Raw genomic sequence first — 19,612 nt, 5'->3', positions numbered from 1 at the left:
CTCGAAAGAGCGGGGCCCACACGTTTATATTTCGCTTCCTACCGGTGAGGGGGATGACCTCAGATGACGCGAGCATCCAAGCGGATCACACCATAGGTCCAGCCGTGGCGGTGGTACACGGCGCATGGCTGACCGGTTTCCTTCTCAATGAAGATGTAGAAGGGGTGCCCCACCATCTCCATTTGGTACAGCGCCTCATCGACAGTCATCGGAGTAGCCTCATGCAACTTCTGACGGACGATCACAGGGGAATCACCCAACTGCGATTCCACAGCCACACCAGGCTCGGTGGGTGCGGAGGGGTTATCCATAATGGGGGCATCGGAGGGGCGACCAGCGCCAGTGTCCGGGAGTGCGGAATCGAAGACCTGTGCCTCCTGTTCCATGTACTCCGCATTCAGTGCCTGGTCACGACGATGATGATCCTTCTTTCGATCGCGTGCGCGGCGTAAACGCTCAGTTAACTTCCCCATCGCAATATCGAATGCGGCAAAACGATCAGAAGAAGTAGCCTCTGCGCGGACAATGGGGCCTTTGGAATAGACCGTCAGTTCGACGCGCTCAGCTGTGTCGGCTTGGCGTGGATTACGTTCGTGTGTGACCTCAACGGCAACACGTTGGACACGTGGGTCGAACTGCTCAACCTTGACTACTTTTTCCTCAATGTAGTCACGAAGACGGGAGCTAATTTCTGCGTTACGACCGACAACTGTGATGTCCATAGTGGGCAACCTTCCGAAGTGTCAACCCTGAAACTCAGGGTGAGGTGTGTAGCCACCCGACGCACTATGCGACGGGCTCAGTGGTGAAGAAATCACCTCCTTCGCATCGCTTTCCGAGTCTCCAATGACTCGTGTGCTGTGACTCATACTTTACCTGATTGTGTGACCCAATGCACCCACCTTGGCTCACTGTGAACACGCCTATTCATCTCGCCCACGGCCTATCGCAGGAACATGGGCCAAAGCCACGACAGCCCGTACTCTGCCCCCAGCGCCTGTTACCGAATCAATGCATGCCTGCGCCGTGGCACCCGTTGTCACCACGTCATCACAGATCACCACATCCCAATCTCGTAAGTCCGCTACGCACCGTAGGCGGTGCGAGCGATTACGTTGCCGATCGCGCAGACCACTGCCTCGCTGATGAGCAGGCCCACCACGGCGGCGAAGCACATGGGCACTCACAATTTCGCTCGCTGTAACACTGCGACACAGCGTGTCATGATGTTCAGTCTTCACATGATTACCTAAGGTCCGGGCAAGGCAATCACTGAATAAGCCCACCACAAACAACCCCCGCCATGAACGGACGAAACCGGAAGGAGCAGGAACGATGGCTAACTGATGGGGTGGCGGTGTGGCATCGTTAAGAAGGCGGGGGACAGGAGGGAGCAGGCGGCAGGAAGCGTCCATGAGGACTTGGCCTGCATCCATCCGTGCCCCGTTCTTCCACGACACAATCATCGAACGTAGCGGACCGGCATATTCGCCCATGGTCCACACTGGCACCTCACTGCGTAATGCTGGTGGAATGGCGCGTACATTCTTCATCGGTCCAGCCAGCGATAACGCACACGACTCACATAGGGGACAGTCCCATAGTCCACATCCCATACAGCGGTAATCGAAGAGTAATGATGCCGCACTGCGCGAGAAGTTCTGTTCGCTCACCGCACTATCATCATCACCTCCCGTCTCAAGGCGTCCCCGTTATCCACACAGCGCGATAGAATGCAGTGGCTTATGAGCATGGGGAGAACACTCACCCCTCGTGCACCTGCAATCACTACTGCCATGGTCAGCGGCGCTTAGCGCGTACTCCTCAGGCAGTTACCTAACGTTTAGGGAGAACCTCACGTGTCGATTCTCGATCGCATCCTCCGGATGGGAGAAGGGCGAACCCTCAAGAAACTCGACCAGATCGCCGATCAGGTAGAAGCGCTTGAGGAAACCTTTAAAGCATTCACCGACGAGGAACTCAAAGCGCAAACAGAGCACTTTAAAGAGCGTCTCGCCGACGGAGAAACCCTCGACGACATCCTCCCTGAAGCATTTGCCACCGTGCGCGAAGCAGCAGACCGCGTCCTTGGTCAGCGCCACTATCACGTTCAACTCATGGGCGGCGCAGCACTGCACCTGGGCAATATCGCAGAAATGAAAACCGGTGAAGGTAAAACCCTCGTCGCTACACTGCCCTCCTACCTACGCGCTCTAACCGGCAAAGGCGTCCACGTCGTGACCGTCAACGACTACCTCGCCGAATATCAGTCCAACCTCATGGGACGTGTCCATCGTTTCCTCGGGTTGACCACTGGCTGCATCCTGGCCCAAATGACTCCAGCTGAGCGACGCGAACAGTACGCCTGCGACATCACCTACGGCACCAACAACGAATTTGGTTTCGACTACCTACGTGACAACATGGCCCAAACGCCAGAAGACCTGGTACAGCGCGGTCACGCCTTCGTTATCGTCGACGAAGTGGACTCCATCCTCATTGACGAAGCCCGCACCCCACTGATTATCTCTGGCCCCGCTACCGGTGACGTGAACAAGTGGTACCAAGAATTCGCCAATATCACCGCACGCCTCGAACGTGACCGAGACTATGAAGTTGATGAAAAAAAGCGAACCGTGGCCATCACCGGTGACGGAATTGAACGCGTTGAAGACCACCTCGGCATCGATAATCTCTATGAAGCTGCCAACACACCGCTGATCGGCTTCCTCAACAACGCCATCAAGGCCAAAGAACTGTTTAAGAAAGACAAGGACTACATCGTTACTAACGGTGAAGTTCTCATCGTCGATGAACATACCGGCCGTGTTCTTCCCGGACGCCGCTACAACGAAGGCCTTCATCAAGCTATTGAAGCCAAAGAAGGCGTGAAGATCCAGGCGGAGAATCAGACCCTGGCCACTATCACCCTGCAGAACTATTTCCGTCTTTACCCCGAAGGTTCACGCTCGGGCATGACCGGTACGGCAGAAACCGAAGCAGCCGAATTCGCCTCCACCTATAAAATCGGTGTGGTTCCCATCCCCACTAACAAAGACATGATCCGTCAAGATAAGCCGGACCTTGTCTACACCACCGTTGCTTCTAAACTGCGTGCTGTCGTGGACGATATTGCTGAACGCCACGAAAAAGGTCAGCCTGTCCTAGTGGGGACCACCAGCGTTGAAAAGAGCGAACAACTCTCCGCTTTGCTGACCGAACGCAAGATTCCTCACGAAGTGCTCAACGCTAAGCAACATGAACGTGAAGCAGCCGTGGTTGCCATGGCAGGTCGAAAAGGCGCAGTCACTGTTGCCACCAATATGGCAGGCCGTGGTACAGATATCATGCTCGGCGGCAACGCTGAACACATTGCGGTTACCGCACTAAAAGAAGCAGGCCTCGACCCCACTGAAACCCCCGAAGATTACGAAGCGGCCTGGCCTGCAGCACTGGCTGCCGCCAAGGAAGCAGTCGCCAAAGAACACGACGAAGTTAAGGAACTTGGTGGCCTCTACGTTCTGGGCACCGAACGCCACGAATCACGTCGCATCGATAACCAGCTCCGTGGCCGTTCAGGCCGTCAGGGGGACCCCGGCGAATCTCGCTTTTATCTGTCCATGCAGGACGACATGATGCGCATGTTCGCTACCGCACTTGTTCAGCGCATCATGGCTTCTGACGCTTACCCCGACGACGTGCCCTTGGAAAGCAAACTTGTCTCCAAGACTATTGCCTCTACTCAGCGTCAACTCGAAGGTCGCAACTTCGAGATTCGTAAGAACGTCCTCAAGTATGACGACGTGATGACCGAACAACGTGAAAAGGTCTACGACGAACGCCGCCGTGTGCTCGATGGTGAAGATCTTGAGCCGCACATGAAGGCTTTCTGTGAAATTGCCGTGGCCAACATCGTCAAAGCTCGTACCGCTGAAGGAACAGCGGATATGTGGGACCTAGATGCGCTTTTTGATGACCTTACCCACCTCTACCCCGTCAGCATCACTCTCGATGAACTGGCTGAAGCAGCGGGCGGACGCGAACTTCTTACCGAAGAGATGCTTATCAGTGAACTCACTGATGACATCCTCTTGGCCTATGAGGACGCTGAACAGCGTATGAGTGACAATCTCCTGGCTCAGCGCCAATTCGGTGATGAGCCTATGCGCGTTCTGGAACGTCGTATCCTCCTGGCTGTGGTGGATCAGCACTGGCGTGAACACCTTTACGAGATGGACTATCTCAAGGAAGGTATTGGCTTGCGGGCCATGGCTCAGCGTGATCCTCTTGTTGAGTACGCTAATGAAGGTGCCCACCTGTTCAAAGCCATGATGGAAGGCATCCGCGAACGCTCAGTTGAAAGCATCTTCGCTAACGTCAAGCGTTTCGATGAGGCTTTCGACAAGGCAAAGGAACAGGCCGCTGAGCAGGGCCTCAACTCCATTCCTGCCGAAGGGCACGTCCCTGGTGTGGGCGATGCACGTACAGCTTCCGGTGTGACTGTGAATCGTAAGCTCGTCTACTCCGCACCTGATGAGAGCGGTCAAGCCGCACGCCGTGCGGTAGTTCAGGGCGCAACCCACAAGGCTGCCGCAGCAGGACAGGCTGCCGCTCAGGTTGAGGATACTGAGGTCTTAGGAAACCGAGCGCAGCGCCGCAAGGCAGCGAAGAAGCGTAAACATTGAGTGTTCTTTCGTTTTCCGTATCAGACGATTGATAAGCGGGTAGCAACCCAGCGGCCGCGGTGCGCCTCCAGGCGCACCGCGGCCGCGCGTACCCGTGCCTGAACGTCCAGCACAACCGCCGCTTCGCAGGCACACTCATTGAGGTAGTCCACGTGGACTGAGCGGATACGGGGAAGCGTTATACCGTTCAGTTCTTGTGAACGCATGAGAGAAGTACGAAAGCCAGCACGCTGGCTTAGTGCGCGGAAAAGTTCTGGACTCGTGAGGCTGCTTAACTGATTGACTGGACGCAGGCCAAGAAGTACTTCCATTGCTCCACGAGCGGTGACGCCTGCTTGATGGCGGGCATCGGGCATACCTGTCGGAGGAGTGAACTCCGGTGGGGTTGAGGTGGGGGTGGGAGACGAGGGGGCATGTGAAGTGGCCTTAGCCGTGTGTCTTGGAATGGAGACTGCGCCGGTGCCGGTTGGGGGAGTGGCGGTTGTAGACGTGGACGTTGCAGCAGTGGTGCCAGTGGTCGTTGCCTGGAAGCGGCGCACGTCGATGTGGTGGTTGACGCTGTTCGTTGTTTGCTTGGCTCGTGCTTCTTCAGCCTCGCGGGTAACGCGAGCGATGGTGACTTGAAGTTCGTGGGGATCAAAACCTGCAGGCAGTGCCTGAACAATCCTGGTCATGGGGTGGTCCTTTCTGGGGAGTGAAAAACTTGCGAAAGGGGCAAAATGTTGAAGGGGCAATGGAGTATTGATGACTACTGAGAAGTTGCAGTAGGCGAGGTAATTGTGTGTGTGGGGGCGCTATGTCTGAAACAGGCTTGGCTGTTTGCCTGTGGACAGTTGTATCCCTGAATGTTTTCTCAGGGTTTATCCTTCATGATGTTGGGAATTTTTAACTGTTGCCCGGGATAAATAAGTGTGGGGTCGTTCCCAATGACGTCTTTGTTGAGATTAGCGAGCCGTGGCCACAGTGCGGCGATTGCCGCGTTCGTGATGGTGGGTGGTGGAGAGTCGCACGTCACTAATGGAATGACTGGATCGCACGAAACCGTCTGGTGAGAGTGTAGAAGTTCCTCGCTGATAGTCCACAAACTGTCACCTGGTTGAATTGTGTACTGTGCGGTATCGCTAATTGAGGCTTCAATGCCATCCGTAAGAATCGCAACATCGTCTATCGGAAGATAGGCAGTGTTAGCGGTAGTTATGGCGCCATCAGTGACAAGAGGGAGATCTTTACTTGGGAAAGGGCCTCTGTCATATGGATGTTCAGGATCGCTAACAGGAATCGCGATGTCATCGCCGGAATAGTTGATAGTTCCAGTCATTGCTTTAGACAGCGGTGATGTATTGCCGGCAGGGGGCGGACCGCTTTGGCTAAGTGATGTGGTGGGAAGAACGAGACTGGTTGATGTGAGCGGAGTCGTTGGCGATGGCGGGGCGGCTCCTGAGGCGAGTGGTGTGGTGATTAGAGACAAAGAGAGGGAACTGGCTGCTAGCGTGCGAATCCACGGAGCGCCGTAAGCAGTGACTGCCTTCAGGGCGTGCATTTGCCATAGGCCGCTGCTGCCGCCCAGGACTGCCGCTAGTGCAAGAGAACTTGAGATGGCGTACCACAGACTCATGAGGAGGGCGCCACAAGCGACAAGTGAAAACACTATATGAGCAGCCAACTCATCGGTGAGAATTCCTGTCCGTCCCAGTTTGCTTGCGCTGATGATGAGTGGAGTATGCACGTGCATGATCCTGACACTCGCTGCTGTGCTCCCCCAGGAAACTCCGGTGAGAAGCGTAAGAGAACTGAGATGTTTCATGGTAAAACTCGATGCTTGATGATGTTTAGTGCTTTTAGAGTATGTTGTACATTCTTATTTGCGCAAGTGTTTGATGTGATTTCGTTCTTATGATTTGCTTTCATTCATGAACTGGGATCGCAGTTTTGATGACCTCCTTAATGAGGCCTCCTATACGATGCGGCGCGATATTGAGTCCGCTGCACAGGAATCCGCTCAAGCAGATTTCACTCAAGTAGCCTTCACCGATCGCCTCCGAGCAACTCATCATCGAGTGCTTGCAGTGTGGACACACTCCGGTGGACCACTCCAAGGGACAGTAGAAGTTGTCAATGAGGCATATTTGGTGCTCCACGATGAGCATCATTGCTACACCGTGATCCCTACTTACGCGATCGTTGCAGTCAGTTCACTCGGTTATGCTCTCCCACCTGAGAAGTCGCGTATTAAGCCCACGTTTTCTCAGTTTTTACGGACTCTTGCAGAGAACTCCACTTCATTAACGCTCGTGACACTATCGACGGAATTTCAAGGAAAAATCAGTCGGGTCGGGTGCGATCATTGCGACTTTTTAAAGGGTGGCGCAGCAGATTCTCAACGTATCAGCATTGCTTTGTCAGCAATCGACTATCTTCGTATTCGGCCATAGGTAGACTTTGTCGATTGATAGATGAATGGGGTTGGTGCCGTATGGATACGGCACCAACCCCATTGACTCTGAAAGACTGTCAGCGTGATCTACTGACGTGACAACTCATGAAAAACCGTTGCTTCTTGTCCCAAGGTGGGGGATGGGGCGATTGCTAGCCTTGATTGTCGTAATGCTTTGCATGCGCGCCATGATGCTACGGAATATTGATGTGAACTCTTAGGCTTCCTCGTTGAGGAGGGAAGCGTTCACAATTTGGCGGGTATTGGCGTACTGCTTCTCAATGTATGCCTCGAGAACCTTGGCTTCGATGCGCCATAGGCGGCGAGCACCGACTTGGATTGCGGGTAGTTCGCCACTGCGAATCAGCGCACGGACACCTTGTGATGAGAGTTGGAGAGTCTCAGCAACATCAGCGATGGTGAGAAATCGTTTCGTCATAACAATATTTTCGCAACAGCATTAGAGGATTTCAACAAGTATTAAACATTAGCTTGTGTTCCATCTGACTTTCTTACTATAAATGGAGAAGTTTCCCCCTCTAATCCCCTATATTTCAAGGGTTTTCTCATGTTGCCGAGCGCGTTAACCCATCCCAAGTTTTTCCACAGCATCCCTGATCAGGTCACCTCTACCACCCTGCGCAAACCTCAGTGGAATGACCCGCGTGTGATTGTCAGTATCTTCATCATGTTGATCACCATGAGTGTCGGATATTGGGCATGGAATTCCATGGGGGCCACCACCCACCTCTACATGGTTACGCGTGATGTTGCGCCTGGTGAGGAACTGATCGCCGGTGACACTCTTACCGTGGTGGATTCCCACCCCGGAACACCGGAGGGTACCTACATCGGTATAGGCGACCTCCCTGACGGTGCGCTGGCGCTTCACTCGATCAGTGCAGGAGAACTTCTTCCGAGAACCGCTGTCACCAAGGAAACAGAGATGGGACGTAAAGCAGTTGTCCTGTCTATCACTGCACCTGTGCCGTCCCAGACCCGAGTGGGAAGCGAAGTAGACGTATGGCAGTTACCTGACCCCTCTCTCGCTCATTCCTCAACCTCCGACTCATCGCCATCTGCTCAACCAGTTGCCCATCATGTGATTGTGTCCTCGATTAGTAAGGAACAGAATTCCATGATCGGTGGTGGAAGTTCGAGTGTGGAAGTTATGGTCAGTGACCAGGATCTTCCTCATGTGCTGACGGCACTTGGCCAGCGTGGCGATTTGCTCCTCGTGCCCTCAGGGATTCAGCCTTGAAAACTCCTGTAGCTCTAGCCTTATGGGATGACGACGCGGCCCTTGTTCGCGCTATAGACTCCCCGGATACTGCCATGTCAGTTATTCGCCGATGCGCTGACGTGAGTGAACTGTTAGCCGCAGTGTTTGCGGGCCTATGCACCGCCGTGGTGCTCGATACCCGTCTGGATGGCGTTGATACGACGGTGATCGAGCGAATTGAGCGCCAAGGAGTGCGCTGTCTCCTCTTGGCTGAAGCAAACGAGCAATTGCGCCTCGCTTCGTCGCACACGACAGTTCTTCCGCACGGAGCAAGTACGTCAGAAATCATTCATACCTTGGCGGTTCTCCATCGAGCCCTATCGATTCGTTCTGACTTGTCAACGCCTGCGCTAGATTCGACCATATCGACTCCCCACACCCCGGGTGACGGCTGTGATCCTGCATCGCAATCTGGTTACCAACCGGTAACTCAGGGGAAAGATGGCAACGGTGGTGGTGATATCTCGTCTTCTTCCCGCCACGTTCCCCCGCCACCTCCACCGCCGCCCACCTGGCTTGAAGAGGTCATCGATGATGAGGAATCTGACTGCCCATCTTTACCGTGGATGTCTTCCGGCGCTGCGTGCTTGCCTTCCATTTCTTCCTCACCACAGCCTGCTTGTCAACCAGGGCGCATTGTGGTGGTATGGGGGCCTCATGGTGCTCCCGGACGTAGCACTATCGCTGCCAGCCTTGCACATCTGTGTGCTCAGACAGGCCCTACAGTTCTGGTCGATGCGGATACAGAAGCACCTAGCCAGGTCCAAGCACTCGCGATGCCTGACGATTCCTCGGGTTTAGCGACAGCCTGCCGCTTGGCCACTCATGGCAGACTCGATCACCCCTCCCTTGCGCACTGTTTGATTCCGACTCCGCAAGGATTCGACCTCATGACGGGCGTCGGTCGTCAGGGGCGTTGGCGTGAACTTCCCACACGCTCGCTGGACGTGGTGTGGAATGAATTACGTAACCTTGCCCGCTGGATTGTGGTTGACGTCAGTGGCGGTTATGAAAACCCTAGCGATGACGGCTTCGGAACAGATACGTGGCGGTACGGACCTGTTGAATCCCTCTTGTGCACTTGTGATGACGTGGTCATGGTGGGAAAAGCGGACGTGGTCAACCTTCGACGGCTCATCACCTTCTTGTCGGATACGACGCCATTGGTTCCTTCAACAACTCGAACTCACATCGTGGTCAACCAGGTTCCACGGAAAGTAGGACTCCTTTCCGCTGAGAGCCAGATCCGCAGCATTCTCAATAATTACGCTGGAATCACTCACCCCTTTCTCATTCCTGCTGACCATTCCTTAGGTGCATCGGTGTTGCTTAACGGCGAATGCTTCAGTCAAGGAGATGAAACTGCTGACACAGTGCGGGCACTACGAGTGTTGGGCCACGCACTGAACCCAGACATTGAGGAACACGCGAGAGTGCGGCGTCGGTGGGCAAGGAGAGGTAATGCGGCACATGCGTGCCGGAAGGTGCCAATGCGCCAACCCGCTACGACGACAGTCGAATCTGTCCCAGCCGTAAAGTCAGATGCCGCAATGAAATGTGAGGAAATGGGTGCACAGATGCTGTCCGGCGTGACCACGCGCCGTGCAGCTAAAGGGCGTCACCGCAAATAAGGAGGCACACTACTGTTATGCGCATCTATCTCCCCGTCACCATCGCACAACTTCGTGAAACTCGACTCGACACCACCACCGCGTTCGGTCCCACGACCATGCTGCGTCACATTCTTGAGGATTACGATGACGAGGAAATTGAAGCAAGCGCATTTCTTCAGGCCGCGCATGCTGCCGTTGACGTGATCGCCAAGGAACGCACAACTGTGATGTCTAATCACCCTGCCGTGCGCATCGTTGTGGCCGCTGATGCTCCGGATAGTACCGTCAGCGAGACTCCCACGGAGGAATACCCCGGCTTAGTCGAACTCAACCAACCTGTGGCATGGAAAAACAGTGCGGCTATCTTCATCGATGAGCCCGGTGCGCGAGACCTGTGTGAACGGGCGTTGAACGGCGATGAAGAAGCACGTGACGAACTCGATGATCGTGATCTGCTCTGGTACGACCTGACTGAGCGTGATGAGGTACTCGCACTCATTGGCGAATAAGAGCACCGTCGATCAGTGACTAACTATCGCCTATTGACGACTAACAGTCCGGCTCGTAGTGCCATCTCCAACGCTGACTTACGTTTAATAAAGACTCTGAGAAGGGCAAAAAGATTTAAGCGGAGGAAGGCTTGGATAAGCAACAGGTGCCGAAGAACTCCGCATAGGACCTGACTGGAAAAGCATTGCCCTATTTCCGTGGTTAATCCTTACGCAGGTGCACCGCGCGCATGTGGTGATCGGCGCCCTTGCACAGCACCACCGTGGCTCTGCCACGAGTAGGCGCAATGTTCTGCGTGAGGTTTTCAAGATTCACCCGACGCCAAATATCCCGTGCTCCCTCGATAGCCACATCGTCCTCAATATCCGCATAGCGACGGAAATAGGAATTGGGCTGAGTAAACGCCGTGCGCTTGAGTGTAAGGAAGCGTTCGATGTACCAGCATTCAATGTCATCAGGATCGGCATCCACGTAGATTGAAAAATCGATGAAGTCACTGACCGCTAAGACCGCCTCAGGGGAAGGGGAGCGGGGAGCAGGCTGGAGCACGTTGAGCCCCTCGATAATAAGTACGTCGGGGCGTCGAACCTCAATGTACTGATCAGGAACAATGTCATAGACAGTATGGGAGTACACCGGAGCACGCATCACGTCACGCCCACTCTTGACTCCTGCTACGAAATCCAACAGCGCCCGGCGATCATAAGACTCGGGGAAGCCCTTACGTTCAGTCAACCCACGCTCAGCGAGCACCGCGTTGGGAAGAAGAAAACCATCCGTGGTGACCAGATCAACGCGGGGAGTTTCAGGGAAACGTGCAAGCAAATCGCGAAGCAGACGCGCAGTGGTGGACTTACCTACAGCCACAGAACCCGCCACGGCCACAACAAACGGAGTCACAGGCTCGTCAATGCCAAGGAAAGTTTGAGTCTTTGCTGCGCGCTCGCGGGTAGCAGCGATGTACGTTTCGAGAAGAGCGGTAAGCGGGCGGTAAATCGCATCCACTTCAGCAAGATCGATAGGATCACCTAAACCACGAAGGCGCTCCACGTCGTCTTCAGTGAGTGGGAGTGGAGTAGCGGAAGCGAGTTTGGCCCATTGCTCCCTGGTGAAGTCGATATAGGGACAGTGGTTGACATCTCCTAGCGGGTGCCAGGAGGAGGGACTGTTGCTACTCACCGTCTAAGTGTGACGCATATCGGCATGAAATAGGACATCGTCACATCTTCTGTCATTGCCGTGACGCCTAAATCCATGATTGAGTCATCGGTATGTGTGGAATTGTAGGATATGTAGCCCCCCAGCCTCCCAGCGCACGTACCCAAGAAGTGCTGCTTGATGGTCTGGGACGCTTGGAATATCGCGGATATGACTCCGCCGGAATTGCCCTAGTAACCCCCAACGGACTTCAAGTGCGTAAAGAAGCCGGCAAGCTCGAAAATCTTCGCGCTATGCTCCAGGCTGATCCCACCGATGGGGCAACCGCAGGTATCGGTCATACCCGCTGGGCCACCCACGGCGGCCCTTCCGCCTCCAACGCACACCCTCATCGCGCTGGACGCATCGCAGTAGTGCACAACGGCATCATCGAAAACTTCCGCTCTTTGCGCGCCGAAGTCGAAAACGCCGGACGCACTCTCCTGTCCGACACGGACACCGAGGTTGCTGCCCACATCCTCGACATGGATTATTCCAAACGCCTCGAAGACGCTCTCGCAGCAGACCCCAATGTGGATCCGGCTCGTGTCCTAGTCGAATCCATGCGTGTAGTCACTAAGCGTCTTGACGGTGCATTTGCCCTCCTAGCCGTGACCGCAGACGCGCCCAGCACCATCGTGGCCGCACGTCGTTCTTCTCCTTTGGTCATTGGCCTGGGCGAAGGCGAAAACTTTCTTGGTTCTGACGTGGCCGCATTCGTCTCTTTCACCACGAAGGCAGCCGAAGTGGGCGACGATGAAATCGTCCTCCTGCGCCCCGAATCCATCGAGGTCACCAATGCCTCCGGCGAACAGGTTGAGCCCAAGACCTGGGAAGTCAGTTGGGATGCCTCCGCAGCGGTCAAGGGCGGTTTCGACACCTTCATGGAAAAGGAAATCCATGACCAGCCCGCTGCCGTGGCCGACACCCTTCTGGGACGCGTGGACGAACGTGGCGAACTGACTCTTGACGAAATGCGCATCGACCCCTCCGTACTGCGTAGTGTGGATAAGATCATCGTGGTTGCCTGTGGCACCGCCTCCTACGCCGGACACGTTGCCAAGTACGCCATCGAACACTGGTGCCGTATCCCTGTAGAAATTGAACTTGCCCACGAGTTCCGCTACCGCGATCCGATCGTCAGCGAAAAGACCCTGACTGTGGCCATCTCCCAGTCCGGCGAAACCATGGACACTATCCAGGCCATCCGTCACGCCCGTGAACAGGGAAGCAAAGTGCTGGCCATCGTCAATACCTACGGCTCCACTATCGCGCGTGAAGCAGACGCCGTGCTCTACACGCACGCTGGCCCTGAAGTTGCCGTGGCCTCTACCAAGGCATTCCTTGCTCAGATCACCGCCTGCTATCTGCTAGGCCTTTACCTGGCACAGTTGCGCGGCAACAAATGGGCCGACGAAGTTGCCGATTATCTCGACAACCTTGGTGCGATGCCCGCGCGTATTTCTGAATTACTTGAAACTCAGGAAGAAGCAATTTTCGAACTGGGCCGCCAGTACGCCGATCAGGAATCATTCCTGTTCCTTGGCCGCCACGTGGGCTACCCCGTTGCCCTTGAAGGTGCATTAAAGCTGAAGGAACTGGCATACGTTCACGCTGAAGGCTTTGCTGCAGGCGAACTCAAGCATGGCCCTATCGCCCTGGTGGAAGAAGGACTTCCGGTCTTCGTGATTGTGCCTACCCCTCGCCGCCCCATGCTTCATGACAAGGTCATCTCCAACATCCAGGAGATCCGTGCCCGTGGCGCACGCACCATCTGCATCGCAGAAGAAGGCGATACCGCCGTGGAGCCCTTCGCTGACTCCATCATTCGCGTCCCCGCAACACCTACTCTAATGATGCCTTTGCTCACCGTGGTGCCCCTACAGATCTTCGCTTGCGCCCTGGCCAAGGCCAAGGGCCTGGATGTGGACCAACCTCGTAACCTGGCCAAGTCCGTCACCGTGGAGTAATTTCATCGCTTCGCTTGATGAACCACGAAGCGTGGAGCATCGAGCGATCGGAGAATAACTCCGCCATAAGCAACAAAGGGGTGGGGCCTGCCGTACACGGCAGGCCCCACCCCTTTGTTCATCGACGCATCTGCCTCAGAGTGGCACACTGGGGCCATGATGATCAGCGGCATTGATGTGGTGGAACTCGAGTCTCTTGCCCAGCGCCTCCAGTCGGCACCTGGACTGGTTGACCGCCTGCTATCTGCGCATGAGCGGGAGATGATGGAGGCCCACGAGTCTTCTGAAGATTCCGCCTGGAGGGTCCAGCACATCGGTGGTGCATTCGCGGTCAAGGAAGCGGTTCTGAAGGTTTTTGGCCAAGCCTGTCACCTCCATGACCTCACCCCCGAGGCGTGGGCCTGGGCGGATATTGAAGTGATGAATCGCGGGGGAGCTCCCTCAATTCGTTTGTCAGGAACCGCTCGAGATATCGCCAGCCAACTCGGTCTGCATGACTGGTCGGTGAGTTTGTCCCACGAGCGTTCACTCGCCTTAGCCACCGCGCAGGCTATCTATCCGGCGCAAGGTTCCCAGAGTCTTTTTTCCGAACCCCTGGGCTTCGATGCATTGGATGTAGCAGCCAACTGCGCACTCCATATCCCCGGCCCTGACGATCACAAGTACTCCCGCGGAGTAGTCAGCCTTGCGGTGGGCTCCCAGACGTACCCAGGGGCCGCTGTGTTATGCACTCAGGGAGCGCAGGGAGCAGGCGCGGGGATGGTGCGCGTCAATGTGCCCGACTCTCTCCGCTCTCTCGTCATTACCGCTTGCCCCGAAGTGGTGATGACCGAGGGGAAAACTCATGCACGAGTAATTGGCTGCGGCATCTCGATGGAGGAACCGGACCGTGCTGCACTGGTAAACGAATGGCTAGACAGTGCTCTTGACCCCACCTTCGCAGACTCCTCTGTCATGCCGGTAGTGGTCGATGCCAGCGCTCTCGAACCGCTAGCGAAGCGCTGCGCTCGCGGTGACAAGTTCGGTGAGCACGTGATCATCACCCCACATCGGGCAGAAGCAGAGCGCATGCTTGTCCACCGTGCAGCATTAGCCACCTCGTTCTCAACAACACCTTCCGAATCAGTTGCGATCAGAACACCGTCCGACGCGGCGGAGATCACTGCACCTCTCGCCGCCTCAGCCGCACCCGCAACATCACACCAAGTGCCAGCAGACCTGTCCGCGGACGACCTGGCCCAAGCCCTTCACGAATTCACCGGCTGCACCGTCCTTCTCAAAGGCCACCGTTACACCCTCATCAACAGCAGCGGTCACCGCACCCTCCAGGTAGGCCCGGCATGGCTCGGAACTGCGGGAAGCGGTGACGTGCTGGCCGGAATTCTTGGTGCCCTGCTCGCCACCCATCATGCTGCCGTGGGTAGTCAGGCCTTTGAACCCACTGACCTCATCCACGTCACATCGCTGGCCTGCTACCTCCACGGCATTGCCGGCCACGTGGCCAGTTCAACTCTGGTTCCTCATCCGCAATCCTCAACCGCTCATTCGGTCACTTACACCCGCGGTAATTACCCCGGTCATCCCATCACCGCCCGTGAGATTGCCCGAGAACTGCCACATGCATGGGATGTCGTGGCTTCCCACCAATCCATAGTGAGACAATGACCCTCGTGAGCGTCAGCGAAAACCAGCCCCAGGCACCTAGCGGAACACCAAGCACCACGCCAACTCCACCGTGGTCACCACAGCAGTCCGCACGCGCAGTCATCGACCTTGACGCCATCGCCGCCAATGGCCGCTCCATCGCCGACCAGGCCCAAACCCCCTGGATGGCCATCATCAAAGCCAACGCCTACGGACACGGAACCGCTGAGGTAGGTCGCGCAGCACTCAACGCCGGAGCAACCTGGCTCGGATTAGCGCACGTCCACGAAGCCCTCGACGTGCTCACCGAACTTGCCGGACCGGACTCAACGAGCAGTGACCTTGGTGCTCACCTTTTCGCCTGGATGATGCCCCCGCAGTCAGACGCCGAAGTCCAGGAGCCCACCTCACTACTTCGCCAAGCCATCCGCCGCGGAATCGACCTGTCCGTCTCCACACCTGCCGTGTTGCGTAGCGTTGAACTGGCATTCGACGCTGAACATCGCGATAACCCGTCTGCCTCACCTGCCCGGATCCACCTGAAAATTGATACGGGGATGACTCGCGCCGGCGCCCGAGAAGAAGACTTCGCTGAGCTGTGCGACCTGGCTTGCCAAGCCCGCGAGCGGGGCACCGTCGAGGTAGTGGGACTGTGGTCGCACCTAGCTCGGGCTGATGAACCGGACAAACCTGCAACTGATGAACAAATTGCCGTATTCGAACGAGCAGAACACATGATGCGTAGCGCAGGTCTACCACCGCAGGTCCGCCACTTGGCAGCAACATCCGGCGCACTTTTCCACCCTCGCGCCCGTTTTGACTTAGTTCGCCTCGGAATCGGACTTTATGGTTTAAGTCCCGACGCCAACCTCGCAAGTAGCGCAGACCTTGAACTCACCCCTGCTATGACTCTGCAAGCACGCCTACTTCAGGTCAAGAAGATCCCCCAGGGCCGTGCTGTGTCCTACGGAGGGATATGGGCAGCGCCCACCGATCGTTGGCTTGGACTTGTTCCCATCGGCTATGCCGACGGAATCGACCGCCTTGCCTCATGGAACGGTAGCGATAGTGAGCATGTGAGTGTCAGTGTTCACTCGGCGTCTGGAAGGATTGAGGCCCCGCTGGTAGGACGCGTGTGTATGGACCAATTCATGGTCGACCTGGGCCCGGTCACCTCCGATGAGCCCCCCGCCCAGATCGGTGACACCGTCACTCTCTGGGGAAGCCATATTAGTGACCCACTAGTTGATGATTGGGCGCGTGTCTGCCGCACCATCAACTACGAACTCATCTCCGCACTCGGTGAACGAATCCCTAGAGTCTACATTGGTGTCACCACCATGTGACACAATGACGCCAATTCCACCACTGACTCACCGCAACCACAACGCCAAGGACAGCAGCACCATGACTGACACCACTGCACCACAGACCTCCAGCACGGTCCAAGCACAATGCGTGGTGCGTACCCATGACGCTGACGAAACCCGCATGATCGGTGCAGCACTCGCTCGCTTCTTACGTGCTGGTGACATGGTCATGCTTTCCGGGGGACTAGGAGCAGGAAAAACAACCTTGTCCCAAGGAATTGGCAGCGCACTCAACGTTGAAGGACGCGTCTGTTCACCCACCTTTATTATCGCTCGCGTCCATCCCGCACTCGCTGATGGCCCTGATCTTATTCATGTGGATGCGTACCGCATCTCCAGTCTCGATGAAGTCGAAGCACTGGACTTAGACTCATCTCTCGAGGAATCCGTCACCCTCATTGAATGGGGTGAAGGCAAAGTCGAAGGACTGAGCGATGATCGCCTCATGATCACCGTGGGCCGCGAAGAAGGGGGCGTAGACGAATCAGAAACCGCAGCCATCTACCAGGATGAGAATGGGGCCTCGCTTGTAGATATCTCTGATCTCGATGATGGTAGCCGTACTATCACCATTACCGCCCTGGGACAACGCTGGCAGGGCGTGGACTTCACTCCACTGAGTCAAGTTATTCCAAACTGATATGCCTGGCGTCACGCAGTATGGCGCTACCACGGTGGTGACTCGCCCCTTGTCATTGATGGTGCGCATTGTTACTTATCTACTTCTGAGCGTTTTGGCGCTCTTTGGACCTGTGTCCACGGGATACGCCACTACAACACCCCCGGAAACGACAGCCGGATCGGTAGAAGTTCTTCCTCTAACACTGCTCCCAACGGTTGCAGATCCTGCTGCCCAACCTGCCCAAGACTGGCTCGACCAATTTGGACAGCAAACTGTTGATGCCCTGACCGGCACCCATGCTCCAGCAAGTTTCGGAACGCTCCGCCCGATTATGACTTGGTCTGAGGACTATCTTGATGGGATCGACCCCCAGGCCTCGCCTGTTCCCATCGGCCAGTGGGCTGCCGCCATTTCCGTGGATTCTAAACCCATCGGCATTATGGTCATTTCCCAAGGTAGTGATGATACGTGGGGAGGGAAGATCGTCGACGATCCTCAATTAGCGGGCGCAGCCGCAGCAAGCGTACGTGGTTCCATGCTGGTCCATGACCCCATCGCAGATGCCTGGTACATGGTGACGGATACAACCGTACGTGCTGTAGGTGAAAAAGCGACCACTCTTCTTGCGGGCCCCGTGGACCTAGCAACCTACAGCGCTATCCTTCACTCTCGCATTGAACCTCAAGTGCTTGCCACGCAAAACGGCGCCCGCACCGACACTGGCGCCCCCAAAGCCACCCCACTATGGATACCCCTTATGGGGGTGCTTGTCCTCATTGTTGTGGTTGCTGTAGCAACCTCACGTCACGAACGCCGAGTACTCGCTTTGCACGAGAAGGAATAGGCTAGAGGCGTGCGAATCCTGTCTATTGACTCATCCCTGTCCTGCGCCGTTGCTCTATGTGAGGCAGACGCCCCTGATACTGTCACCGTGATCGCGGAAGAATCCACCGAGGATTCACGCCGTCACGCTGAATCACTTGCCCCGCTGATGGCTCATGTGGTGGAGCAATGTCCTTTTGATGACGGAACTGGACGCACTGCCCGACAGGCGCCGGGTGAATGTGACTGTATTGACGGCGTTGTGGTTGCCACTGGCCCCGCACCCTTCACTGGTCTGCGTGCGGGATTGGTGACCGCACGGACTTTCGCGCGTGCTCGCGGAATCGATATCTGGGGAGTTCCTAGTCTTGATGCCCTTGCTGCTCACGTAGGTGCCGCGATGGAGCCTGCTGACGAGCCCACCCGATTGATGGTCCTCACCGATGCTCGACGCAAAGAAGTCTATGCGGCTGTCTATGAACTGACTCCCGGACCAGCCTGTGCAACGACCCTCAGCGTCATCAGTCCTGTTAGTGTCATGTTCCCCGAAGCCGCCACTGAATTGGCTCGTCAACACCAGGTTCAGCATGTGTGCGGAAGCGGTGTGGCTCTTTATCCTGAGTGTGCTGGAGATCTGCCCGTAAGTCACATCACTGAATCTGGTTCAGTAACCGGTGCTGTGAGTATTGCACTCGTTCGCCGAGCGGCCGGTCAGGAGTGCCCCACTGAGCCGCTGTACTTGCGTCACGCTGATGTGCAGATGCCCGCAGGCCGCAAAAGCGTTCTGTGATGTGGCTTCCTTGTAGTTTGATTTCATGGTCACGATGAGGAGTGAACATCACTGGCGGCTGCGCCCACTGGCTGACAGTGATATTCCGTTTGTTGCCCAAGTTGAAGCAGATCTTTTTGGTGCAGAAGCCTGGAGTCAGGAGGTTCTGCACGACGAACTCCACGGACCAGGGCACGAATTTAAGACTTACAGCGTCCTTTACTCTGCTTCCCAGCCTGAGGCTATTGCGGGTTATGCGGGTGTGTTTTGTGCCGACGTGGCAGATGTCCTCACCATTGCCACCGTGCCTGATTGTCGACGTCGCGGGGGAGGGCGGCATTTGCTTCGTCATCTCATCGAAGTGGCTTGTAAACAGAACTGTTCAGAGTTATTTCTTGAGGTGCGAGTCTCTAATGAGGCAGCGATTACTTTGTATGAGCGAGAGGATTTTACTCGTCTGACAGTGCGGAAGAACTATTACATGGCTCCGATGGAGGATGCTCTCATCATGAGACGAGTGCTTCGCGAAGGTGCTCATCGTCCGATTGGTATCTGAGTAGATTCTCGTAGTTCTCGATGGGAACCGATACGTTGCCTTGACTACTGGATTGGCAATGGATTGCGGCATTCGGGGGCGGTTATGGTGGGACTCGGAAGAGATGAGTGATGTGACGTTATCTTCATGACATCAGTC

The 19,612-nt window shown here is 55.9% G+C and carries 18 protein-coding genes; 12 read left to right on the top strand and 6 right to left on the bottom strand.

Going from position 1 to position 19,612, the window contains the following annotated elements; translation table 11 throughout:
- Positions 1-59 precede the first annotated feature (59 nt).
- Both hpf and A9753_RS00975 read right to left on the bottom strand, forming a co-directional pair.
- Positions 60-722, bottom strand: coding sequence for a ribosome hibernation-promoting factor, HPF/YfiA family (hpf, locus tag A9753_RS00980; protein WP_067778915.1), 663 nt, complete (start codon positions 720-722; stop codon positions 60-62).
- Between the two features lie 201 nt (positions 723-923).
- The gene (locus A9753_RS00975; protein ID WP_141673240.1) at positions 924-1,673 is read right to left on the bottom strand and encodes a ComF family protein; all 750 of its coding nucleotides are present in this window, start codon (positions 1,671-1,673) and stop codon (positions 924-926) included.
- Between the two features lie 186 nt (positions 1,674-1,859).
- Here A9753_RS00975 and secA point away from each other — a divergent pair, with 186 nt between their 5' ends.
- Positions 1,860-4,685, top strand: a complete 2,826-nt coding sequence (secA, locus tag A9753_RS00970) for a preprotein translocase subunit SecA (RefSeq protein WP_067778909.1) — start codon at positions 1,860-1,862, stop codon at positions 4,683-4,685.
- A gap of 20 nt (positions 4,686-4,705) precedes the next feature.
- On the opposite strand, the gene A9753_RS09370 is transcribed toward secA, so the two are convergent.
- A complete protein-coding gene (locus tag A9753_RS09370; RefSeq protein WP_083090169.1) occupies positions 4,706-5,359 on the bottom strand; it encodes an Rv3235 family protein in 654 nt (217 codons plus the stop codon).
- A 179-nt stretch (positions 5,360-5,538) separates the two neighbouring features.
- Positions 5,539-6,411 carry a LysM peptidoglycan-binding domain-containing protein gene (locus A9753_RS00960; RefSeq protein ID WP_218056728.1) on the bottom strand — a complete coding sequence of 291 codons (873 nt, stop codon included), beginning with the start codon at positions 6,409-6,411 and terminating at the stop codon, positions 5,539-5,541.
- 184 nt (positions 6,412-6,595) lie between these two features.
- On the opposite strand from A9753_RS00960, the gene A9753_RS00955 reads away from it, so the two are divergent.
- Positions 6,596-7,117 carry a hypothetical protein gene (locus A9753_RS00955; RefSeq protein ID WP_067778903.1) on the top strand — a complete coding sequence of 174 codons (522 nt, stop codon included), beginning with the start codon at positions 6,596-6,598 and terminating at the stop codon, positions 7,115-7,117.
- Between the two features lie 219 nt (positions 7,118-7,336).
- Here A9753_RS00955 and A9753_RS00950 read toward each other — a convergent pair whose 3' ends face one another.
- Positions 7,337-7,558: a helix-turn-helix domain-containing protein gene (locus A9753_RS00950; RefSeq protein ID WP_067778900.1), complete on the bottom strand. Its 222-nt coding sequence runs from the start codon at positions 7,556-7,558 to the stop codon at positions 7,337-7,339.
- A 129-nt stretch (positions 7,559-7,687) separates the two neighbouring features.
- On the opposite strand from A9753_RS00950, the gene A9753_RS00945 reads away from it, so the two are divergent.
- The 3 genes from A9753_RS00945 to A9753_RS00935 are packed head-to-tail and all read left to right on the top strand — an operon-like array spanning position 7,688 to position 10,523.
- Entirely contained in the window at positions 7,688-8,380 is a 693-nt protein-coding gene (locus A9753_RS00945; RefSeq protein WP_067778897.1) for a hypothetical protein, read from the top strand.
- Entirely contained in the window at positions 8,377-10,032 is a 1,656-nt protein-coding gene (locus A9753_RS00940; RefSeq protein WP_067778894.1) for a CpaE/TadZ family protein, read from the top strand. The genes A9753_RS00945 and A9753_RS00940 overlap by 4 nt, the downstream gene beginning before the upstream one ends.
- A gap of 17 nt (positions 10,033-10,049) precedes the next feature.
- A complete protein-coding gene (locus A9753_RS00935) occupies positions 10,050-10,523 on the top strand; it encodes a DUF6912 family protein (RefSeq protein ID WP_067778891.1) in 474 nt (157 codons plus the stop codon).
- A gap of 202 nt (positions 10,524-10,725) precedes the next feature.
- On the opposite strand, the gene coaA is transcribed toward A9753_RS00935, so the two are convergent.
- Complete coding sequence (gene coaA, locus A9753_RS00930; RefSeq protein ID WP_067778888.1) at positions 10,726-11,703, bottom strand: type I pantothenate kinase; 978 nt, start codon at positions 11,701-11,703, stop codon at positions 10,726-10,728.
- A gap of 92 nt (positions 11,704-11,795) precedes the next feature.
- Between coaA and glmS the strand changes: the two genes are divergently transcribed.
- The 7 genes from glmS to rimI all read left to right on the top strand — a co-directional run bounded on the left by glmS (position 11,796) and on the right by rimI (position 19,474).
- Positions 11,796-13,691 carry a glutamine--fructose-6-phosphate transaminase (isomerizing) gene (gene glmS, locus A9753_RS00925; protein WP_067778885.1) on the top strand — a complete coding sequence of 632 codons (1,896 nt, stop codon included), beginning with the start codon at positions 11,796-11,798 and terminating at the stop codon, positions 13,689-13,691.
- A gap of 156 nt (positions 13,692-13,847) precedes the next feature.
- Positions 13,848-15,356, top strand: a complete 1,509-nt coding sequence (locus A9753_RS00920; RefSeq protein WP_141673239.1) for an NAD(P)H-hydrate dehydratase — start codon at positions 13,848-13,850, stop codon at positions 15,354-15,356.
- A complete protein-coding gene (alr, locus tag A9753_RS00915; protein WP_067778879.1) occupies positions 15,353-16,681 on the top strand; it encodes an alanine racemase in 1,329 nt (442 codons plus the stop codon). Before A9753_RS00920 ends, alr begins: the two co-directional genes overlap by 4 nt.
- A 61-nt stretch (positions 16,682-16,742) precedes the next feature.
- Positions 16,743-17,345 (top strand): tRNA (adenosine(37)-N6)-threonylcarbamoyltransferase complex ATPase subunit type 1 TsaE, encoded by a 603-nt coding sequence (tsaE, locus tag A9753_RS00910; RefSeq protein ID WP_067778876.1) that lies wholly within the window; start codon positions 16,743-16,745, stop codon positions 17,343-17,345.
- A gap of 1 nt (position 17,346) precedes the next feature.
- Complete coding sequence (locus tag A9753_RS00905) at positions 17,347-18,171, top strand: hypothetical protein (RefSeq protein WP_067778873.1); 825 nt, start codon at positions 17,347-17,349, stop codon at positions 18,169-18,171.
- 9 nt (positions 18,172-18,180) lie between these two features.
- Positions 18,181-18,939 carry a tRNA (adenosine(37)-N6)-threonylcarbamoyltransferase complex dimerization subunit type 1 TsaB gene (gene tsaB / locus A9753_RS00900; RefSeq protein ID WP_067778870.1) on the top strand — a complete coding sequence of 253 codons (759 nt, stop codon included), beginning with the start codon at positions 18,181-18,183 and terminating at the stop codon, positions 18,937-18,939.
- 25 nt (positions 18,940-18,964) lie between these two features.
- Positions 18,965-19,474 (top strand): ribosomal protein S18-alanine N-acetyltransferase, encoded by a 510-nt coding sequence (gene rimI, locus A9753_RS00895; protein WP_067778867.1) that lies wholly within the window; start codon positions 18,965-18,967, stop codon positions 19,472-19,474.
- Positions 19,475-19,612: the final 138 nt, after the last annotated feature.

The sequence above is a fragment of the Actinomyces vulturis genome (assembly GCF_001687305.1).
Taxonomy (GTDB): domain Bacteria; phylum Actinomycetota; class Actinomycetes; order Actinomycetales; family Actinomycetaceae; genus Actinomyces; species Actinomyces vulturis.
This window is presented reverse-complemented; position numbering and strand designations above follow the sequence as displayed.